The sequence below is a fragment of the Mucilaginibacter ginsenosidivorax genome (assembly GCF_007971525.1).
In the GTDB taxonomy this organism is placed as follows: Bacteria; Bacteroidota; Bacteroidia; order Sphingobacteriales; family Sphingobacteriaceae; genus Mucilaginibacter; species Mucilaginibacter ginsenosidivorax.
The window spans coordinates 6,580,511-6,600,310 of the sequence record NZ_CP042437.1 but is presented as its reverse complement, the minus strand read 5'-3'; the positions used below and the strand labels follow the sequence as shown (position 1 = coordinate 6,600,310).

The following is a 19,800-nucleotide window of genomic DNA, read 5'->3' as shown; positions in this document are numbered from 1 at the left end:
AATTTCAATAACCTGTTTTTCAATAGTGAAATTATTTTGTCCCCTATAAATCGTCAGATTACCGAGAATCGTTGTTGATAATGGTATATGTTTTACCGGGACGCGTAGCTAAGTCGTACATCCAGGTTTTAGGTAGGTCGGGGTGAAGATTTTTGTCACTATTTTTTATGATCGGCGTTTGCAAATCCATTGTTTGGTAAAAACGGTTTTTATTTATCCCGCTTACTGCTGTCAGCAACTTACCATTCATTTGTTGATTGACACGCAGACGGCAGTTTCCGCCAAGTGATGAATGTATCACCAGTTTAATAATTTTATGGTTAGCCCATTTTATATCTACTTTAAAACCGCCTCTGGCCATTAACCCCGATATGCTGCCATCCTTCCATTCATCAGGCACTGCAGGTAATAGGTAAATCGCACCATCATGGCTTTGCAAAAGCATTTCTGCTATCCCCGAAGTACAGCCAAAATTACCATCAATCTGGAAAGGCGGATGAGCATCAAATAAATTGGGATAAGTGCCACCAGAGCCTCCGCCTATGGGTTTTATTTGATCTTTAATGAGCTTGTAGGCGTGGTTGCCATCCAGTAAACGTGCCCAAAGATTAATCTTCCACGCCATAGACCATCCGGTTGATACATCACCGCGATAAATAAGGGAATTTTTTACAGCGGCAAAAAGTTGCGGCTGTGCAAAAGGAGATATTTGGTTTCCCGGAAACAAGCCGTAGAGATGAGAAACATGGCGATGATGATCATCTGTACGATCAAGATCTTCCAGCCACTCCTGTAACTGCCCGTACCTGCCAATTTGCATTGGAGGTAATTGGCGACGGTAGGCGGCCAGGCTATCTGCAAATACTTTGTCAATATTTAGTTCGGCTGCAGCTCTTATGGCATCGGTAAACAAGCCATAAACTAACTGATTATCCATGGTGGCGCCAGCCGTAACAGAAACCTGGTTTTTCCCGTCGATATATTCGTGTTCGGGCGAAACCGACGGCGACACTACCAGCCAGCCATGTTCAGGATCTTTTTGAAGTGCATCAATGTAATATTCGGCCGCTCCTTTAATTATCGGGTAATATTCCTTTAAAAATTCTTTATCGCCCGAGTACAGGTAATGCTCCCACAGATGTTGGCAAAGCCATGCATTTGACGTTGGCCACAAACCCCAGAAAGCACCATCTACAACACCGGTTATGCGCCAGATATCAGTATTATGATGTAACATCCATCCGCGTGCTCCGTACATTATCCTGGCAGTAGGCTTACCTGTAACAGACAAATCTTTGATCATATTAAAAAGTGGGGTGCTTAGTTCTGGTAACCGGGTTACCTCGCCTGGCCAATAATTCATTTCGGTATTGATGTTAATCGTATACTTACTGTCCCAAGGGCCTTTAACTTCGCCGTTCCAGATACCCTGTAAATTGGCTGGCTGCGATCCCGGCTGAGATGAACAAATTAACAGATAGCGACCATATTGAAAATACAACTCGGCTAATTGCGTATCATTATTGGTAGAGAAATTTTGAATACGAACATTTGTTGGCCGTTTTGCTGCGCTATCTGCACCAAGATCAAGCTTAACCCTGTCAAAATACGAGCGATAATACTTGATATTTTTAGTTAACAATTCATCGAAACTGTGCTCATAGGCCTTGCTTAAAGTGTTTTTTGCCCGAAGCATTGAATTTGCCGAAACATCGTGATAGTTAACAAAATTGGTGGCCATAGAAAGATATATCACAGCCGTATCTGCATTTGCAATAGTAATGCCCGAAGTATCTGCAACGTTTGTGCCTCCGGAATTTTTGACCCTGGTGAGCACATTAAATTCTATTTGCCCTTTTTGTCCTTCGTGCTCACTGCCCTGCCCAGCTAAAACCAGTGCGTTCTCGTTATTTATGGTGACTGAAGATTTAAGCGGGCTTTTAAGCTTTAGCTTACAGTTAATCATGCCCGGCTTATTTGCCGTAAGTTTCACCATAAGCACATTTGAGCCGAACGAGGTAAAAAATTCCCGTTTATAGTTAACACCGTTTAAAGTATACCTTACTGTAGCCGTGGCATTCGCTATATCGAGGTCGCGATAATAGTTACTAACAGCATCTGATCCAGGAAAGCTGATGTATAAATTACCTGCAAGTTGATACGGCATGCCGCTATTACCTTTTGGTCCAAGTTTACTATTAGCTAATTCCTGCGCTTCTGCATACTTTTTTTCAGCGAGCAGCCGCCTCACCTGATCAATGTATGGCCTCGCACTTGAATCAATAGTATTATTGGGACCTCCGCCCCATATGGTTGATTCATTGAGCTGAATACGTTCGTTTTGTACATTGCCAAACACCATACCCCCTATAAAACCGTTTCCAAGAGGCAGGGCTTCGTTCCAGTTTTTAGCAGGTTGATTATACCACAATCTATATCGCCCGGAATTATCGGGCATATTATTTTTTTTACCGGCATAATTTTTTTGTTGAGCCTGTACGGATGAAAGCATCAATAATGCCCCAGCAAATAAGCACACTTTTTTATTAACTAATCTTGTCATATATTTTGGTTTGCGATGTGCAATCCCCATTTGGACAGCATTCATATATTTCTGTTGTATTGCCTGTTTCAGCAAATCTTCGTTTTACGCCCCATGCTGCGTAGCTAAAGCTTATAGCATTTGGCAGTAAACTTTTTGATCATCTTCGCAAGTGCGGGCAGCCCGCTTTATCGTATCATTCAATAACTCCCCTGTTAAAAATTAACTACAGACCAGTAGGCTTTTTTGCGTTGACGGTTTTCGTCAAACAACAGGGGATAGGCTTTTTTAGTTATGCGTGGCGTGTTGCCGCCGGCGGCGGCTCCGCCCATTAATCCACCGGCTCTCCCGTCCAGCCAGCTACTTCTGTCAGACACATTCCAGAATGTAACATTTGTTATAAACTTCTTATACTGTCGGAATATGTCGAAGGCCATTTTGTATTGCGCTATTTGTTTGGCTTCCAATTCTGGCGTATAACCCGGGTCGGGGGTTGGTGGCGACGTGGCATCCGGAGGCGCTGCTCCGGGTGCAGGTTTTGGTTGTGGCATACGAATAGTAATATCCAGTTCGGTAAATTGCACTTTTAAGCCTAACGAAGTTACCTCATCCAAAGCTTTGCGTAATTCGTCGGCCGATGGTTCATATAACTTCCAATGAGCCTGCATACCCACTCCATCAATAGGTACGTGGTCCTCAATCAACTTTTTTAACAATTTATATATCTTTTCTCTTTTTACCGGATGTTCGCTATTATAATCATTATAATATAACTTGGCCTGCGGGTCAGCTTCATGCGCATACCTAAAGGCAGCCTCTATAAAATCGGTACCGTTGCATATGTTGTACCAGTTGCTTTTGCGGTATATTTGCGTTGTATCATCGCTGTCATCAACTGCCTCGTTAACCACATCCCAGGCGTAAATTTTACCCTTATACCTTCCGGCAACAGCAAAAATATGATCCTTTAAACGCCGCAACAGCAACTCTTTGGTAACCGGCTTTCCGTCAGCCCCTTTAAACATCCACGCGGCTTCCTGGTTATGCCAGCATAAGTTGTGTCCGCGTATTTTAATATGATGGCTCACTGCAAAATCAACAATTTTGTCGGCATTTTTCCAATTATAGATATCTTCCGACGGATGTATCGGGCCCATCTTCATATCGTTCTCAGGCGTTATGCTGTTAAATTCTTTGACAATTAATGCAGAATCAGGACCATGCAAAGAAGCCATGCTAACCGCTACACCAATTGGAAAATACTTTTTATAATAATCTTTTAAACCCTTATTTGGATCATCGGCGGTAGTGTGTGCCTGGAATGATGAAGCCACCTGGTGTTTTGGTGTACATTGAACGTACGACAAAATAATGATAAAGGCAATCGTCGGGAGCAGGAAACTCCGTTCAGTTTTTTTATTAACAGTATATAAATTCATTGGGCATTAGTTGTTTTAATTGGTGGTGGTTAACTGTTTATACTTTGCTAAACATTATTTATCGTAAACAGACAAAAGCTAATGAATGTCAGCATCCGGAAACTTATAACCTAATAATGAAAGCATAGTCTCGCCATATCGTTTGCCTAATACCCTGTACCCTTCGGCAGTAAAATGCAGGTGATCTGGGGAACAGGGACAACCGGCAGAGGAAATTATATGTGAATTAGTAACAACCTCAGATAAAGTTGCAATAATTTTATTCATAGCAGCGCAAATACCACCCTGATCGGCATTTACCACTTCGCCTGCAAGTAAGGGCACTTTTTTGGACTTCAGGTTTAAATCCCTTATCAAATTATCATAAACTCCTTTTACTTTTTTTGTCCACAGCGTATCATTCATGTTCGATTCTCCCTGGTGTAACAAAATACCTTTAATTACACCAGACTTCTGAGCTAACCTGGCCAATTCAATCAACCTTGCGTATGGATTTCCGCCATATTCAGCAGCAATACCTTTCATCCAGCCGGGCGCGGTTGCAAGGTATGATTGATAACTATCCTTTTCAAAAATTTCAATTTTGGCGCCGGCGACAGAAACATTTATAATACCGATCCGTATCTTTTTGGGAAGGTTAGCCACCAACGTCCGGCCGAAATAATCTGCCGGGGTTAAGCCGGTTTTGCACCGGGCCAATGGTGGTACTGCCGTATACCAGTTATCTTTTAGCCGGCCTCTGTCGCCGCAATCAACAGCCTGCAACACCTGAAACCTGCTATCAACGGCTACAGTATCCCCGGCCTCAACTCTTGCATTCCCTTCCATATTTGATTGGCCGAAGCAAATAAATATGTAAAAATTCTTGTCTTGCGAAAAACTTTTAAGGCTCAGCAAGGTAAGGCATGTTGCTGCTATGAATGTAAGTTTTATTTTCATGTATAATTTCAATTCTTAAATATCAGGCCTGCAAACTGGTTTAAAGAGCGTCTCCAGGATTGCCACTCATGTGCCGTACCCGGCGATTGGTAATACAAATGTTTAATGCCTGCTTTTTCAAGTGCTTCGTGAAAGCCTTTTACTGTGGTTTGCATTCTTTCCGGCTCGGTAGTTCCAATGCTTAAATAAAGCACTCTAACCTTTTGGTTAAAAGCATTTGCATCGGCAAATACACCATTATACATTTTGGTTATATCGGTACCTGGCTGCATAAAGGCCGCGCCGCTAAAACCTCCTACATAAGCAAACTTGTCGAGATTGGTCATAGTAGTTTGTAAGGTTTGAAACCCTCCCATTGAAAGCCCTGCCATAGCACGGTGATCGCGGTCGGCAAGCGTCCTGAATTTTGTATCAACCATCGGAATAATTTCTTTCACAAGCACATCCGGAAAAACGTTTCCTGCCATCATTCCACGGGCGTTTGTAGTTACCGGTTGCGTTGGATCTGTGGCATATCCCCTATCCATAACAACTATCATGGGCGTTGCCTGTTTCCCGGCAATAAGGTTATCCAATATAAAATTCATTTTACCCTGCGTAGGCCAGCCGGTTTCGTCTTCGCCCGAGCCATGTTGTAAGTAAAGTACCGGGTACCTTTTGTCGGCTTGCGTATCATAACCGGGAGGTGTATATACATTTGCCCGCCTCCAGGCCTTTGTTATGTTTGAGTAGTAGTTTACGGAACGCACCTCGCCATGAGGCACATCTTTGGTAGTATAAAAATCACCCTCCGGATCAGGAATATCAATCCCGCTGGCCATTCTTCCCATGCCATAAAAAGTCTGACTTGACGGATCAACAACGGCAACATCGTCAATTATCAGTGAATAGTAGTGAAACCCTAATACAATTGGATCGGTCGTAACTGTCCAATACCCCCCGGTATCTTTAGTCATTGGATACTTTTTCAATAAGTCAATTTGAACACTTTGTGCCTTCGGGGCCTTTACGCGAAAAAAAACGGTATTATCCGGAAATATCTGCGGATACTGCACGCCCGGAATATTAGTGGGCGCCGGTATACCTGATTCGGTATAAGTATATTGGGGAAACGTTGAGGCATCTACCGGCTTAAAAAGCATTTGTGAAAACATATATAAGCCATTTTTCCAAACCTTAAAGTTGTGCACACCGGGCTCGATATAATAGACATGCGGCACGTTTTTCTCTGCCAGGTAATCATGGGTACGTTTGCTAAATGCAATTAGCCCATCGCTTGATCCGCATGATATCCAAAGCAACTTCAGCTTTCTTTTTGCCTCGTCGGGGTTAGGAACCAATTCTTCTGGCTTTTTTGTATTCGGGGCTGAGGAAAAGCCACCCACCCATGAAAATACATCGAGGTTTCCTAAGCCAAAATTTAATGATTGCCCACCTCCCATAGAAAGTCCGGCCACTGCCCGGTGGTCCTTATCTGTATATACACGGTATTTACTATCAATAAAAGGTATCAGATCGTTCAATAAATCTTTTTCAAAAACGGCAAAAGCTTGTACCTTATCAGGTGCCATTATATTTCCCGTTGCGCGGTCATCCTTTATAGCCCTGCCGTTGGGCAACACTACTATCATGGGTACAATTTTGCCTTCGGCATATAGGTTGTCCAATATAACCTGGGGGCTACCACCATTATACCATTCTTTTTCATCGCCACCTATGCCATGCAAAAGATACAACACGGGATATTTTTTACTTTTAGAGTATCCTGGCGGGGTGTAAATAAGCGCACGGCGGGTATTGCCCACGGTTTTTGATTGATAAGTAATGGTATCAATTTTGCCATGCGGAATGTCGGCACGAAACAAGTCAAAACCCACCCGCGCCTGGTGAATTATATCTTGCGAATAAACCGGTATGTTAAGCAACAGAATGGCACATGCCAACAAAAACAGTTGCTTAATATGTTGTAATCTCTTCATTGTTAATATTGTTATAGGTAAATAAATTTATCAATTGGTTTGCGGTTGTATAAGCTGGTATTTGCCGCTGAGGTGCATCAGGCTGAATAAATACAACAAGCCATCATAATAGGGATCGAAATATCCATCTGCATAAGGTTCAAGTTTGGCCTTCCAGAGAGGCCGCACAAAATCGTATTTTGTGTTATCGGCTATCATGAGCGAGGCTGCAGCCGAGGTAGCTACCAATCCCAAAGAATGCCGTAACTTTTTGACTCCTCCTGCCGGAAGAATAAAAGCAGGTGTAGATCCATCTGTATTAAACTGATCCTCAAAATCATTAATCCCCTTCGATGTTAAAAAGTTTTGAAAACGCCTGGCATAATCTTGCTGCCACTTTTTGTCTTTCCCGAACCACACGTAATCCATGGCGATATTCATTGGTACGCGCCAGGAGTCGAAACGAAAAGCCGGCTGCATTCGCCCCCAGCTGAGTGCCTTGCCATTAAAATGGGTATTATCGGGGTTGAGTGCAGTAACGGGGTCACAGGCCCTGTGTAAAAACACCCTTGCGGTATCTGCGCAATCGCGGTAAAATTGTTCATGGCCGTCTTTTGCATAAAGCGCCCATACTTCGTAAAATGCAGGTAAATGGTAAGATGGATCTGTCCATTCATATCCGCCACCTTCTGGCACAAAAGAAATTTGTTTCGCGGCAATATTTATAAAAGGATGAACATTCGCGGCACCCTCTTTTTTCCACATGGCATCCAATATTCTCCTGGCCTCTCCATAATAATTAATGCCTGTATTATTTCCCCACCTGTTAGAGGCAAAAAGCAAGTCGGTTACGTAGTACAATTCTCCGTCGGATGCGGAACCTTCTGAGTTACGTTTCATCGTTTGAGGATTAATGCTCCAGGCAAAATACCCATCGCTTGGACCGTCCTGGTGCTGAAGATATTTTTTTGACCATCGCCATATACGGTCGAAGACATCTTTTTTATTAAGCTGCACAGCGATCATCATCCCATACGAAAGGCCCTCCGTTCTGGCATCGTGGTTTTTCACATCAGACACGTATGCCATGGAATCGCCTACCTCAAAATAAACCTTGTTGGGGCCTTCAAACACATCATGATAAGCCTTGGCTACTTTACTGCTGATATCATCCTTACTATATCCCGCTTCATGAAAAAGATCAGGATAAATGCCAGAAGCTACGGCCCCTTTACCTGGCATTTTTTTTGAAGCTTTGCGATTTTGGCTATTTGCCAATGCAGGCAGCAAAGCAATCATAACATACAATAACACTATTTTTTTCATACTCACGTGTGGTAATTAAATAAAGATTTTGTCTTACTATTTTTATATGGTTAATAAAAAAGTTATCCTATTTGCCAGGAAACCTTATGCTTTTAATAAAGATGCTTTGCGGAACGCCTGCAGGGTACCGAACAAAAACGTCATGTTGCCCGGCAACATTTTTAAGTTGTTTGCTGAATGTTTTATAATTACCGCCGGCTGTAGCGCTTAGCGGTATTGTGGCTATCAATTTACCATTCTTAAGATCATCAAGCCATATTTGAAGCGTACCCTTCCCTTTGGACGAAGCAACTACCTCGACGGAAGATGCTGGCTGCCTTCCCATTTCCACACCGGATATCATGAACCATCCGCCATATAAAGATGTATTGGTTACCGATGTCCCATTGTTAACTGTTGCTATTCCATAGTAATTGCGATAGCTTGCTGCGGGCAATGAGGAGGATCCGTCTTTACAAATAAAACAATCAAAATCCGCTGGTTTTCCTTCGGCAAATAACCCAACACTTGTACCTACCCATGAATTAAAGTTTGGCTGGGCTTTATCAAGTTTAACTGCGTTAATTGGCCTGCCAAGGGAAACCCAGGCTTTTCCGTCGCCGCTATAATATCCGGTTAGTTCGTGGCCGTTTCTTTCCAGTTTCAGCCAAACCACGTTTCCGAAGGTGTTAGGCGCGCTCCTATTCGCGGTATCCATGGTGAAAACAATTTTACTACCGTTGTTGTAACCGCTGTATAGCCTCACCACTACGGCCTGGTTACCGTTAGTAAGATAAATGCCAGCCTTGGTAGCGTCATTAGTTGCACGCAGGTCAACCTTTGTAACAACGGAATAGTAGTGGTCTGTTTCTTTTTGAACAAGATGGGTACGGGCAGAATCGGGCATAAGCCTTATCCATCCCCTACGGGCTGTAAGTGAATAAGTGGCTGAGGCTTTTTTGGTGAGGAAATGCCAGTTAAGACTCAATTCGCCGCCGTCAAAATAATCTGTCTTTACACTTGTCCATGAAATGCCCGACCATGGCAGGTTCGGTTTCAGGATAGGTGTAGTGGCCGGCGCCATACCCCATGGCCTGTCGCCCTCCCAGGTTACGGGGTAAAGAGAGGTTTGGCGCCCGGTGCCAGACCAGTCGTCACCATCGTACTTCTCATAGCTTTGCCCGATAGTCCACCAGGTTCCATCGGCTAATTGAATGGGAGCTGAAATGTGGTTAGGACGACGGAAACCCACCTTATCATCGGTAACCGGTTTAAAAAAATCACCCAGCCTTTCCCATTTTGTCGAATCGCCGGTCAACGTTTTTCCTCTTAAAACATATTGTCCGCCCGTAACATCACCGGCAGGAAAGTAATAATAAAAGCCATTACGTTTACACATTACCGGGCCTTCTGCCCAGCTATACTGTAGCCTGGCGTTTACCCAGTCGAGATTTATCACATGGTCTGTCAATTGCCCATCCTTACCCAAGGCTTGCAAACGATTAACTTTTTGACCGTTTTTTATTACCATGTAAGGTTTTCCGTCATCATCCACAAAAATGGAATTGTCGTAACCAAGGTTACCTGTTTCGGGGTTAGACTTTACTTGTACAGGAGCAGACCATGGCCCTTTAGGCGAACTTGCCTTGCAAAACCACTGCCCTCCTGCCGAAAAATAGATCCAGTAAGAGCCGTAAAAATAGGTTATAGCACCCTGCCAGATACCAGCGGAAGGCCGGTCGGTAACCCAGGCCGCTTTTGATGATGGCAGCACCCTGCTTATTACCTCCCAATGAATAAGATCTTTTGAGTGATAAATGGGCAGGTAAGGGTTAAAATGAAAGGAAGACCCGCAGTGATAAAAATCATCTCCCACTTTAAGTAAGGTGGGGTCCGGGTGGTCGCCTGGTAACACAGGGTTCACATAGGTGTTAACTGCCTGGTAAAACAAGGAGGAATCCGGCATTTTTCCCTGGCCATTTGCAGACAAAACGCCGAGCGTGAATATGATTATAAGGCCCGTAAGCCGGGTGAATTGATTCATAATATTTAGATGATAGCTTTTCAGTAATTTCACTTATTCGTTTAAAATTCTTCTATATATCCGGCAAAACCGCCGCGGGGAAGCCAGCTTACCTGTATTTTATCTGTGCTTTCCACAGCCATATATTGTTCATGGAAAGCCATATCGTTATCCCCGTCATTTATTAAGGTAAGCCTATATTTTTTACCTGTTGGTAAAAAGCTAAAATCAATGGCCGTCTGGCCGCCCCGGTTTTGTCCGTTTATCCCGCCAATAAACCATTGCTTACCTTTCTGTCTTGCAATTATTGTTGATTTGCCTGGATATCCCGAAATAAAGCGTGTGTCATCCCAAGATGCGGGCACCCGGGAAAGAAACATTTTTTCAGTTGGCGGCAAGTTCTCAAAACCCGACGGGCGATCGGCAAAATGCTGTATTCCTGATTCGAACAACACCGAAAGCGCCAGCTCGTGTGCAAATGTGGTAGTGTGGGCATGTTGCGAATTAGTAAATGCAACCGGGGTGTAATCCATTGGCCCTATAATATTGCGGGTAAATGGTAATGTTGCATTGTGCCTGGCGCCTTCGGCTGTCATTACTGGTCCGTTATTATATTGCTCGGCACCGGCTACCCCCTCTATCGTCATTAAATTTGGATAAGTGCGAGACCAGCCACGCGGTACGGTGGCTCCGTGGAAGTAGATCATCAATTTATACTTAGCAGCGTCCTCCATCAAATCGATGTAATAGTTGATGATGTTTTGCTTGTCGCTTTCAAAAAAGTCTACCTTGATGCCGTATATGCCAATTTTGCTTAGCCACTCAAATTCTTTAGCGCGGCTTTCCTTCGTAATTAACCGGTCTTTTGGTGTTGCCGGTACGGTGTTATGGTTGCCGCCCGAATTGTACCATATTAAAGGTTTCACGCCCTTTGCCAGGGCATACTGAACGGCCTTTTCAACGTCACCACCGTTTGACATCTGATCCCATTCCCAATCAAATAAAGTATATTTCCAACCCATACGGGCCGCAAGGTCTGTGTATTGACATAAACGTTGGTAGTCTTTAGTACCGTGGTTATAAGCCCAATATACCCATGAGCTGATACCCGGTTGCACCCAGTTAAAATTCCCGGCAATCTGGGGCTCGCTTACATCCTCAACCAAAGTCGACTGCACAACATCTTTAAGCTGACCAATGATTACCACGCGCCATGGCGACTGCCATGGCAATGAAAAAACAGGATTGACATCGCCGGTACTATTGCCATCTCCCGCAGAAGGGAAAGTCAATTTATATTCGGAGGCGTTTGCAGCTGTATTAGTAAGTTTAGTTGCGCAATAGTTACGGTCAAGGTTTGCTTCTGTAATCAGTGCCCAGCATTCCGTTGCGCCTGGCGGGTTAAATAGTGCGGGGTACCCCCATTCGCCGGCTTTAAAAGCATTGTCCTGCTCGGGATAAAACCCTTCGTAGCTTCGCACAAAGCTCTGCATCCAGCGTTTCGAGCTGTCGGCTATATGGTAGGTAGTTAATTCATTTAGCATTTTGTATTGCCCGGCTTTTTTTTCGGGAAAGGTGTAACGAAATGCAATACCATTATTATAAACCCGGAGAATAACGTCCATTTCCTTTTTATCAACAGTTATAAACTGTACGGTTACCTCATTGCCGTCATTGGTACAAACTGATTTTTTTCCGTGCAGGGCAACATATTGCTCATGAACCGGCTGAGTTTTTCCGACACCCCTCAGCTTTAAGTTATGCGCAAAATCTGCATCTTGTCTTAGCAGCCCAAGACCAATAGCCGGAAAAACGGTAGTGTTGTCTTTATATTGAACCTTGAAGGACCAAAGAGCATTTGGATCGCCCGGAGAACTTAGCTGAACCGAAATATTATGATCAGGAGAAGAAAGAACCTGTTGTTGGGCTAAAAGACGTTGGCTTAGTGTAAATAAACAGACGCAGGTAAAAAAAGACAATGATAAAATTTGTTTCATGTGAAGTTATATTCTGATTAGGCTGCTGCTGCTTTGCACATCTATGACAAGCAGACAGCGCCCTTAATTATGCATCCGTTTATATGATTTTGATCTTAATGGTTTTCAGGTCTTTGTTATCCGAACTTTCACCGTACAGTAATTCATACTCGCCGGGAGTTACCTTAACAACTGCATCTGTGGGGTCGAAAAACTCAAAGGTTTTTGCCGGAAGGTCTAACTTAACAACTTGTTTCGCCCCGGATGATAGTGGTATTCTTTTAAAAGCCCGCAACGTTTTCACCGGTGAATCAGGATCATTCAATTTCCGAACATATACCTGCAGTACTTCTGTGCCATCACGTTTTCCTGTATTTGCAACCGGAACCGTTAATTGTATGCCTTCGGTGTTCACTATCCTTGTTTTACTTGCTGTAGCGGTGCCTACATTAAAAGTAGTGTAGGTTAAGCCAAACCCAAATGGAAACAAGGGCTCTGATGTCATATAACGATAGGTGCGCCCCTTCATTGAATACTCATTAAAATCGGGAAGTTGCTGCATATTTTTATAAAAGGTAACCGGTAAATGGCCTGCCGGATTATAGTCGCCGAAAAGCACATCAGCAACAGCTTGTCCGCCAGCCTCGCCGCTATACCATGCCTGCAAAATAGCATCGCAGTTTTCCGTTTCAGGAACCATGGCAATTGCTGAACCCGAGCAATTTACAAACACGACTTTTTTACCCGCTTTTTTCAACGCGCTTATGCAATTGCGTTGCACGGCGGGCAATTCAATATCAGTACGGTCGCCGCCTTTAAACCCAGGTAATGAGATAGGCATTTCCTCTCCCTCTAAACGCGGTGATATGCCACCCACAAAAACAACTACATCTGCATCTTTTACCTTGTCAACTAATTTATCAAAGGTTGCCGGAACTTCCTTGCCGAATGTAAAACCCAAACTGGCCGCCCAGTTATTTAATTGTTTGTACCGCACTTCTATTTTGTACTCGGTATCGGCGTTAACATGTAATTGGTAACGTCTGGGTATCGACCTCCAGCTACCAGTCCGCAAAACCGATTTTCCATCAATAAAGAGCTCGGCAGAACCTGTGCCTTCCAGTTTGAACACAATGTCGTCGCTAACTGTCGGTTTATATATCGTTTCATACCTGGCCGAAAAATCTTCGATATTAACCCCTTGTGCAAACTGGTGGGCGCCTAATGTTGTAAATGCAATTGGGCTGGTTATTTGATCGGTAATTACCACAGGGGCCTCAAAGTTCCGGTTATTCCAATACGTAGCACGTATACCTTGCTTTCCGTCAATTGTGCATTGATTGAAGGCGTTTAAGGTAATTTTATCTTCAGTCAAATCACAGGCCTGATCGTAAATAACCTGCCCGGCATTTAATTTACCCTTAATACCGTCTAAAATATTTATGGTATTAAGAGGCGTTCCATTATAGTTACCCCAAAGCATTTGTGTGTTATCGGCATTGGGGCCTACCACCGCAATTTTTTGCAGGGTTTTGCTTAGCGGCAAAATGTCATTCTTGTTTTGCAAAAGGGTCATAGTTTCGCGGCCCATTTGTAGGGCAAGCTTGTGGTGTGCCTGGGAGTTAACAACCGAAATTGGAATTTTAGTCCAGGGTACAAGTTCGTCTTTGTCCATCTCCCCAAGCTCAAAGCGCTGGGTCATTAAGCGAATGACACTTGTGTTTATATCTTTCTCTTTAATTAAGCCGTGCGCTACGGCATCCGGTATTTTATCAAATGCATACCCTACACATTCCACATCGGTACCCGAAAGAACCGCTTTCGCCGAAGCATGGCTTGCATCTGATGACGAATGATGACCGTTGTAAAAATCAGTTATGGCGCCACAGTCAGAAACTACAAGGTATTTAAAGCCCCAGTCGTTACGTAAAATTTGACCTAACAAACGACTATTGCCGCAGCAGGGTTCATCATCCAAACGCTGGTATGCACACATAACTTCCCTTACATCTGATTGTTGCACTAACGCTTTAAAAGCGGGAAGATAGGTTTCCCAAAGATCGCGCGGTTCAACATCGGTAATATTAGCCTGATGACGGGTCGACTCTGGTCCGGAGTGCACGGCAAAATGCTTGGCACAAGCCAGCAATTTACGATACTTGGCATTTGCGGGGCCTTGCAAGCCACGCACAACCTGGATACCCATGCAAGAGGTAAGATACGGGTCTTCGCCGTATGTTTCTTGTCCGCGGCCCCAGCGTGGGTCGCGAAAAATATTCACATTAGGTGTCCAGACAGACAGATCATGAAAACGCTGGCTTTCTCCTTGCTTTTTATATTCATTATTTTTTGCCCGGGCTTCATCAGATACAGCATCAAATACATGAAAAACAAGCTGATCATCAAACGAAGCAGCCATACCTACAGGTTCAGGAAAAACCGAAACCGGCCCCTGGTTAGCGTAGCCATGCAAGGCCTCGCTCCACCAATTAAATTTTTTGATACCCAATCTCGGAATAGGTTCCGAAACGTCCTTCATCAGGGTCACCTTTTCTTTGAGTGTTAATCTTGATACCAGGTCCTTTGCTCTCGCCGCCGACGGTAAATTAGCGTTTTGGTAGGGCAGTATTTGCGCAGAGACATATAATGCGCACACCATAAGTACAGAAGTAAGTAAATGTTTTTTCAGGTTCATATTGTTTATTACAATTGGTATTTTAATCTATAGCGTAACTTTAAAAGGCGACTTAACCGCAACAAATTATCTATAGCGCTATAGCGGTGATGCTATTATTGTTAATTCACAAATTAGTGGTTTACCTGGCAAACGGGTATTACTTTATCCGCGATCGTCAATAATTTAGTGTTATGAATTAAAAAAACGGAACGTTGGCAAAACCAACAATTGTCCAATCAACTCCGTCCAAAAGTATTTTGAAAACAGAACTTGATGTGCCACAAATGTTGAATAAATCAACACTTTCGTTGAAATAAGTGGCCTTTTGCCACATTGGTACTTTAATCAGGTACGTAATAGCAAAATTTTAACATTTAATTTCTTAACACCCGTATTTGCACCCAAAGACACTTTGCTACTGAAAGATTATCAGAATAGTCAGCCGCCTGTATCTGCGATAAATTAAGCGTCGGGAATCGGCTATTTTTTGCAACACAATTTGAAATATGCATGTTAAATATTGCGCAGGCGATTCAGGTTAAGAGTGGTTATTTTTTATTTATGCAATCGATTGTTTTTTATTAATTTATAGTTTATATTTACGTTGTGTGATTTTCACCAAACACTTGTTTGATGTTGCACCTTTATAAACCACCTATTTAAAAAATGAAATTATTTGTACATCATGCTCATTTAAAGCGCGATGCTGTACAAATTTTTTAAACAGCAATGGAATGTTAAACTCCTTATTACCATTTAAGCGAACTGCGATTACACGATTATTCTTAATTGTATTCACAGTGTCAATCCATATCACTTTTCAATCCCATGGACAGTCTTTACGATTTACAGTACTTACATCTCACGATGGCTTGCTGTCAAATACGATTAATGCAATCATTAAGGATCGCTATGGTTTTTTGTGGTTTGCAACAGCGGATGGGCTTGACAGATTTGATGGCTTGGAGCATAAGTCGTATCGTTTTGATCCGGCAGACAAATCGGGCTTTCGCTCCAGGGAAGTTACAAGTATGTACGAGGATGAGGCGGGGCAGTTTTGGGTAGGCACCATGGGCGGCGGGCTATATTACCTTGACCGTTCTCAAGATCAGTTCCGAAACTATGACGAGAATACTGCCCACGGACATCTTGCAAACAGCTACATCAAATCTATCTACGGTGATACACATGGCCGCCTTTGGATTGGTATATTAGGAGGACTGTGCGTACTTGACCCTAAAACAAAAAAGGAGGTATTTTATAAAACCGATGAGCAAAAACCCGGACAGTTACATTCGGGTGTTATATTATCCATTTTCCGGGATAGCCAGCGCCGGATGTGGATAGGGACAGGTAAAGGACTCTATCTTTATAATGAACCATCAAACAGCTTCATTGCCTTTATGCACAAAAAAAACGACCACTCGGGTATACCGGGTGATGCGATAAATACCATAGCCGAATTTCAGCATAAATTATGGATAGGGACCGACGATGGATTAAGTACATTATCAGCAGATTTAAAAACCTTTACAAATTTCAAATACAGCCCTAATGACGATAGTACCCTTAGCGGCAACCTTATATATAGCATGGCTGCTGATGGCAATAAAATTTGGGTAGGTACCGAAGGCGGTTTGGATATTTTAGATCCGGTAACCGGAAGGGTAAAACGCTACAACCATGATGATAGGGATAAATTCAGTGTAAGCAGTAAATCCATCCGTTGCATTTATAAGGACCCCGATGGAATTTACTGGCTTGGCACTTACCAGGGTGGTGTGGATAAGTATGACAAAAACCTAACTTTATTTAATTCCAAGCAAAATAATGCCTATGATCCTGCCGGGTTAAGCGCGCCATTTGTTTCGTCATTTGCCGAGAATAAGGACGGGGACCTATTTGTTGGCACAGATGGCGGGGGCTTAAATCTTTTTCATGTCAAGAGTGGCTTGTTTAGCCATATTGCTATAAAATCAAAAACAAGCAGCAACTCGGCTGGGCTTCCTATATTAACCATGATGCTTGACCGCAATCAGCAACTTTGGATAGGCACGTTTCAGGATGGTTTGTTTATTTATAATACAAAAACAGGGACGTACCAACAGTTAAATGCAGGAAATGATAATATACACATAAACCACAACGAAATTTTTTGTTTAAAGGAAGACAGTAAGGGCCGGGTATGGATAGGGACCAACGGCGGCGGCGTTAATGTATTTGACCCTGGTACAAAAACCTTTTTTAAATACACGTCAACTCCCGCCACTTCCGGCGAACGTAATTTGCCTGTAAATGGTTATATCAGAGCTATTGAAGAGGACCGCGACGGCAACATTTGGATTGGCACCTATGGCAGTGGAATAGCAGTGTTAAATCCAGCAACTCAAAAGTTCCGGGTGTACAATAATAAGATTACCGGCATGGCTATTGATCGTACATTTTCGCTGTTGCAGGACCATAAGGGCAACATGTGGATTGGCACTGCCGGCGATGGGCTGTTTTGCTTTAATCTCGACCATAAAAAATTTGTTAATTACTCCGCCCCAAACGAATTGCCAGATGGCGTAGTACATAAACTACTGGAGGACTATAGCGGCAACATATGGTTAAGTACTGATAAAGGAATATGCAGGCTTAACGCGGCATCTAAAAAGTTCACTCATTACTCCACCTATAATGGCTTACAAAATGACGCATTTATCGACGGGTCGGGACTGCGTACAACTAAGGGCCTGCTTTTCTTTGGCGGGGCCAAGGGCTTTAATTATATTGATCCGCAGCAGGACGTAAAACTTAACGACAATACTCCGCCGGTATTTTTAACCACCCTTAAAATTAATAATAACGTTGTATTATCCGGCAGCCACTCGCCGCTTAAACAAGACATTTCGGTTGCAAGCCAAATTGACCTGGATTATAAGCAAAACTTTTCAATCAGTTATTCTGCCATTAATTACACGCTTCCCCAGCAGAACAGGTATGCCTACATACTTAAATCGTTCAATAAAAGCTGGAACTATGTAGGTTCGGCTACAACAGCGTATTACACCAATTTAGATCCTGGTGAATACCTGTTTGTTGTGCGGGCCTGTAATAACGATGGGATATGGAATAACACGGGTGCCCAAATACGTATTATAATTCATCCGCCAATATGGATGACCTGGTATGCTTATTTATTATATGCACTGATGGCTTTGGGCTCGTTACTGCTCATCCGCCATAGGGGGATAAAGAAATTAAAAGGAAAACTGGCGCTGGAACAGGAAAGAAGAGAAGCAGAACGATTACATGAACTTGATGCACTTAAAATTAAATTTCTTACTAACCTGAGCCACGAGTTTCGCACACCAATTTCGCTTATCATGGCACCGGCAGATAAGTTATTGGCAGAACATAAGGATGAACAAACCATAGGTCAACTGGCCGTGATACGGCGCAACGCGCGACGCCTGTTGAATTTGGTTAACCAGCTTTTAGATTTCCGCAAGTTAGAAGAACAAGAATTAAAACTTAACCTGACCGAAGGTGAAATATTTTCATTTGTAAGCGATGTTGTAGATTCTTTTCATGATCTGTCAGAATCGCGAAGCATCACTTTTAATTTCAAGTCTCCCCCGCAAAAGTTGTTCGTTCGATTTGATCACGATAAGGTAGAGCGCATTTTATTTAACCTGCTCTCCAACGCATTTAAATTTACACCACCCGGTGGGGCCGTTTCTGTTGATGTTATTCAGCACCCTACGCCGCACATTGATAAAACTACTTTGGAATTTAAAATAAGTGACACAGGAATCGGTATCGACCCTGAAAGAAAACACTTGATATTTAAACGGTTTTACCAGGCAGCAGAAATCAACACCACGAACGTAAATCCGGGAAGCGGAATCGGTTTGTCAATTACTAAAGAGTTTGTTGAAATGCACGGTGGCACCATTACTGTTGAAAGTGAATTAGGAAGAGGTTCAGACTTTAGCGTGATGATCCCTCTTGAAGTTTTTGCCGACCGGTCGATGCCGGTTCAACTTCCTGGTAAAACAGATATTAGGGAAAAGGAGCCCCGTACAAAAAGGAATATTGCCCAGGCAATTACAGACATGCCATTACTGCTTATTGTAGAAGACAACGATGAGTTTCGCTTTTACATTAAAGACCATTTAATGGCGCAATATAAAATTGTTGAAGCTTCAAATGGTATAGAGGGTTGGGATAAGGCGCTATCATGCCATCCTGATTTGATCATTAGCGATATTACCATGCCATTTATGAATGGTATTACGCTGAGCAGGAAGATAAAAGCCGATAAGCGTACCAGCCACATTCCGTTTATAATGCTTACTGCCTGCACGCGCGAAGACGAGCAATTGAGAGGGCTTGAATCGGGGGCAAATGATTACCTGACCAAACCCTTTAATTTTGAGATTTTAAATATCAAAATTAAAAATCTGTTGCAGCTCAATACCATGCTGAAAAACACCTATAAAAAGCAATTGACGGTCATTCACCCCGATATAGAGGTTGAATCGGGCAGGGAGAAGTTTTTAAACAAGGTGATCAATTACATAGATAACAACTTAAACAATCCGAAATTTTCTGTTGTGGACCTTAGCGAACATTTGGCAATGAGCCGGGGAGCACTTTACACCAAGATATTTGAACTCACCGGCCTTCCGCCCGTTGAATTTATCCGCTCTTACAAGCTTGACCGTGCCGCTATATTGCTTCTAAAAAGCGATCTTACAGTTACTCAAATAGCCTACGAGGCAGGTTTTGCGACACCGCATTATTTCTCCCGGTCATTTAAGGAAAAGTTTAACATGTTGCCATCCGATTACAGGAAGGCAGAAAATAACAGCGTGTTGGTGTAGAACAGAATCCTGTTTATTATTGAAATCATCAGCCTATGCCCGTAAAATCCACGCGGCTCCTTTTTGAACG

Annotated in this window: 9 protein-coding genes; 1 reads left to right on the top strand and 8 read right to left on the bottom strand. The window is 43.1% G+C overall.

Translation table 11 applies throughout. From position 1 onward, the window contains the following. Positions 1-58: 58 nt before the first annotated feature. From FSB76_RS27400 to xyl3A, 8 genes are all read right to left on the bottom strand, one after another. A complete protein-coding gene (locus tag FSB76_RS27400) occupies positions 59-2,563 on the bottom strand; it encodes a glycoside hydrolase family 95 protein (RefSeq protein WP_147059152.1) in 2,505 nt (834 codons plus the stop codon). A gap of 194 nt (positions 2,564-2,757) precedes the next feature. Then, complete coding sequence (locus tag FSB76_RS27395; protein WP_147059150.1) at positions 2,758-3,981, bottom strand: endo-1,4-beta-xylanase; 1,224 nt, start codon at positions 3,979-3,981, stop codon at positions 2,758-2,760. A gap of 78 nt (positions 3,982-4,059) precedes the next feature. Further along, positions 4,060-4,920 (bottom strand): sialate O-acetylesterase, encoded by an 861-nt coding sequence (locus tag FSB76_RS27390; protein WP_147059148.1) that lies wholly within the window; start codon positions 4,918-4,920, stop codon positions 4,060-4,062. An 8-nt stretch (positions 4,921-4,928) separates the two neighbouring features. Continuing rightward, complete coding sequence (locus FSB76_RS27385; RefSeq protein WP_147059146.1) at positions 4,929-6,899, bottom strand: alpha/beta hydrolase-fold protein; 1,971 nt, start codon at positions 6,897-6,899, stop codon at positions 4,929-4,931. 30 nt (positions 6,900-6,929) lie between these two features. After that, on the bottom strand, positions 6,930-8,204 hold the full coding sequence (locus FSB76_RS27380) for a glycosyl hydrolase family 8 (RefSeq protein ID WP_147059144.1): 1,275 nt from the start codon (positions 8,202-8,204) through the stop codon (positions 6,930-6,932). A 67-nt stretch (positions 8,205-8,271) separates the two neighbouring features. Further along, complete coding sequence (locus tag FSB76_RS27375; RefSeq protein ID WP_147059142.1) at positions 8,272-10,227, bottom strand: family 43 glycosylhydrolase; 1,956 nt, start codon at positions 10,225-10,227, stop codon at positions 8,272-8,274. 41 nt (positions 10,228-10,268) lie between these two features. Then, complete coding sequence (locus FSB76_RS27370) at positions 10,269-12,203, bottom strand: glycoside hydrolase family 97 protein (protein ID WP_147059140.1); 1,935 nt, start codon at positions 12,201-12,203, stop codon at positions 10,269-10,271. 79 nt (positions 12,204-12,282) lie between these two features. Next, positions 12,283-14,877, bottom strand: a complete 2,595-nt coding sequence (gene xyl3A / locus FSB76_RS27365) for a xylan 1,4-beta-xylosidase (protein WP_147059138.1) — start codon at positions 14,875-14,877, stop codon at positions 12,283-12,285. 782 nt (positions 14,878-15,659) lie between these two features. On the opposite strand from xyl3A, the gene FSB76_RS27360 reads away from it, so the two are divergent. Continuing rightward, positions 15,660-19,730 (top strand): hybrid sensor histidine kinase/response regulator transcription factor, encoded by a 4,071-nt coding sequence (locus tag FSB76_RS27360; protein ID WP_158642996.1) that lies wholly within the window; start codon positions 15,660-15,662, stop codon positions 19,728-19,730. Positions 19,731-19,800: the final 70 nt, after the last annotated feature.

Coding starts and splice junctions, on each gene's coding strand:
- FSB76_RS27375 (WP_147059142.1), bottom strand. CDS start 10,227: ATGAATCAATTCACCCGGCTTACGGGCCTTATAATCATATTCACGCTC.
- xyl3A (WP_147059138.1), bottom strand. CDS start 14,877: ATGAACCTGAAAAAACATTTACTTACTTCTGTACTTATGGTGTGCGCA.
- FSB76_RS27370 (WP_147059140.1), bottom strand. CDS start 12,203: ATGAAACAAATTTTATCATTGTCTTTTTTTACCTGCGTCTGTTTATTT.
- FSB76_RS27385 (WP_147059146.1), bottom strand. CDS start 6,899: ATGAAGAGATTACAACATATTAAGCAACTGTTTTTGTTGGCATGTGCC.
- FSB76_RS27390 (WP_147059148.1), bottom strand. CDS start 4,920: ATGAAAATAAAACTTACATTCATAGCAGCAACATGCCTTACCTTGCTG.
- FSB76_RS27400 (WP_147059152.1), bottom strand. CDS start 2,563: ATGACAAGATTAGTTAATAAAAAAGTGTGCTTATTTGCTGGGGCATTA.
- FSB76_RS27395 (WP_147059150.1), bottom strand. CDS start 3,981: ATGAATTTATATACTGTTAATAAAAAAACTGAACGGAGTTTCCTGCTC.
- FSB76_RS27380 (WP_147059144.1), bottom strand. CDS start 8,204: ATGAAAAAAATAGTGTTATTGTATGTTATGATTGCTTTGCTGCCTGCA.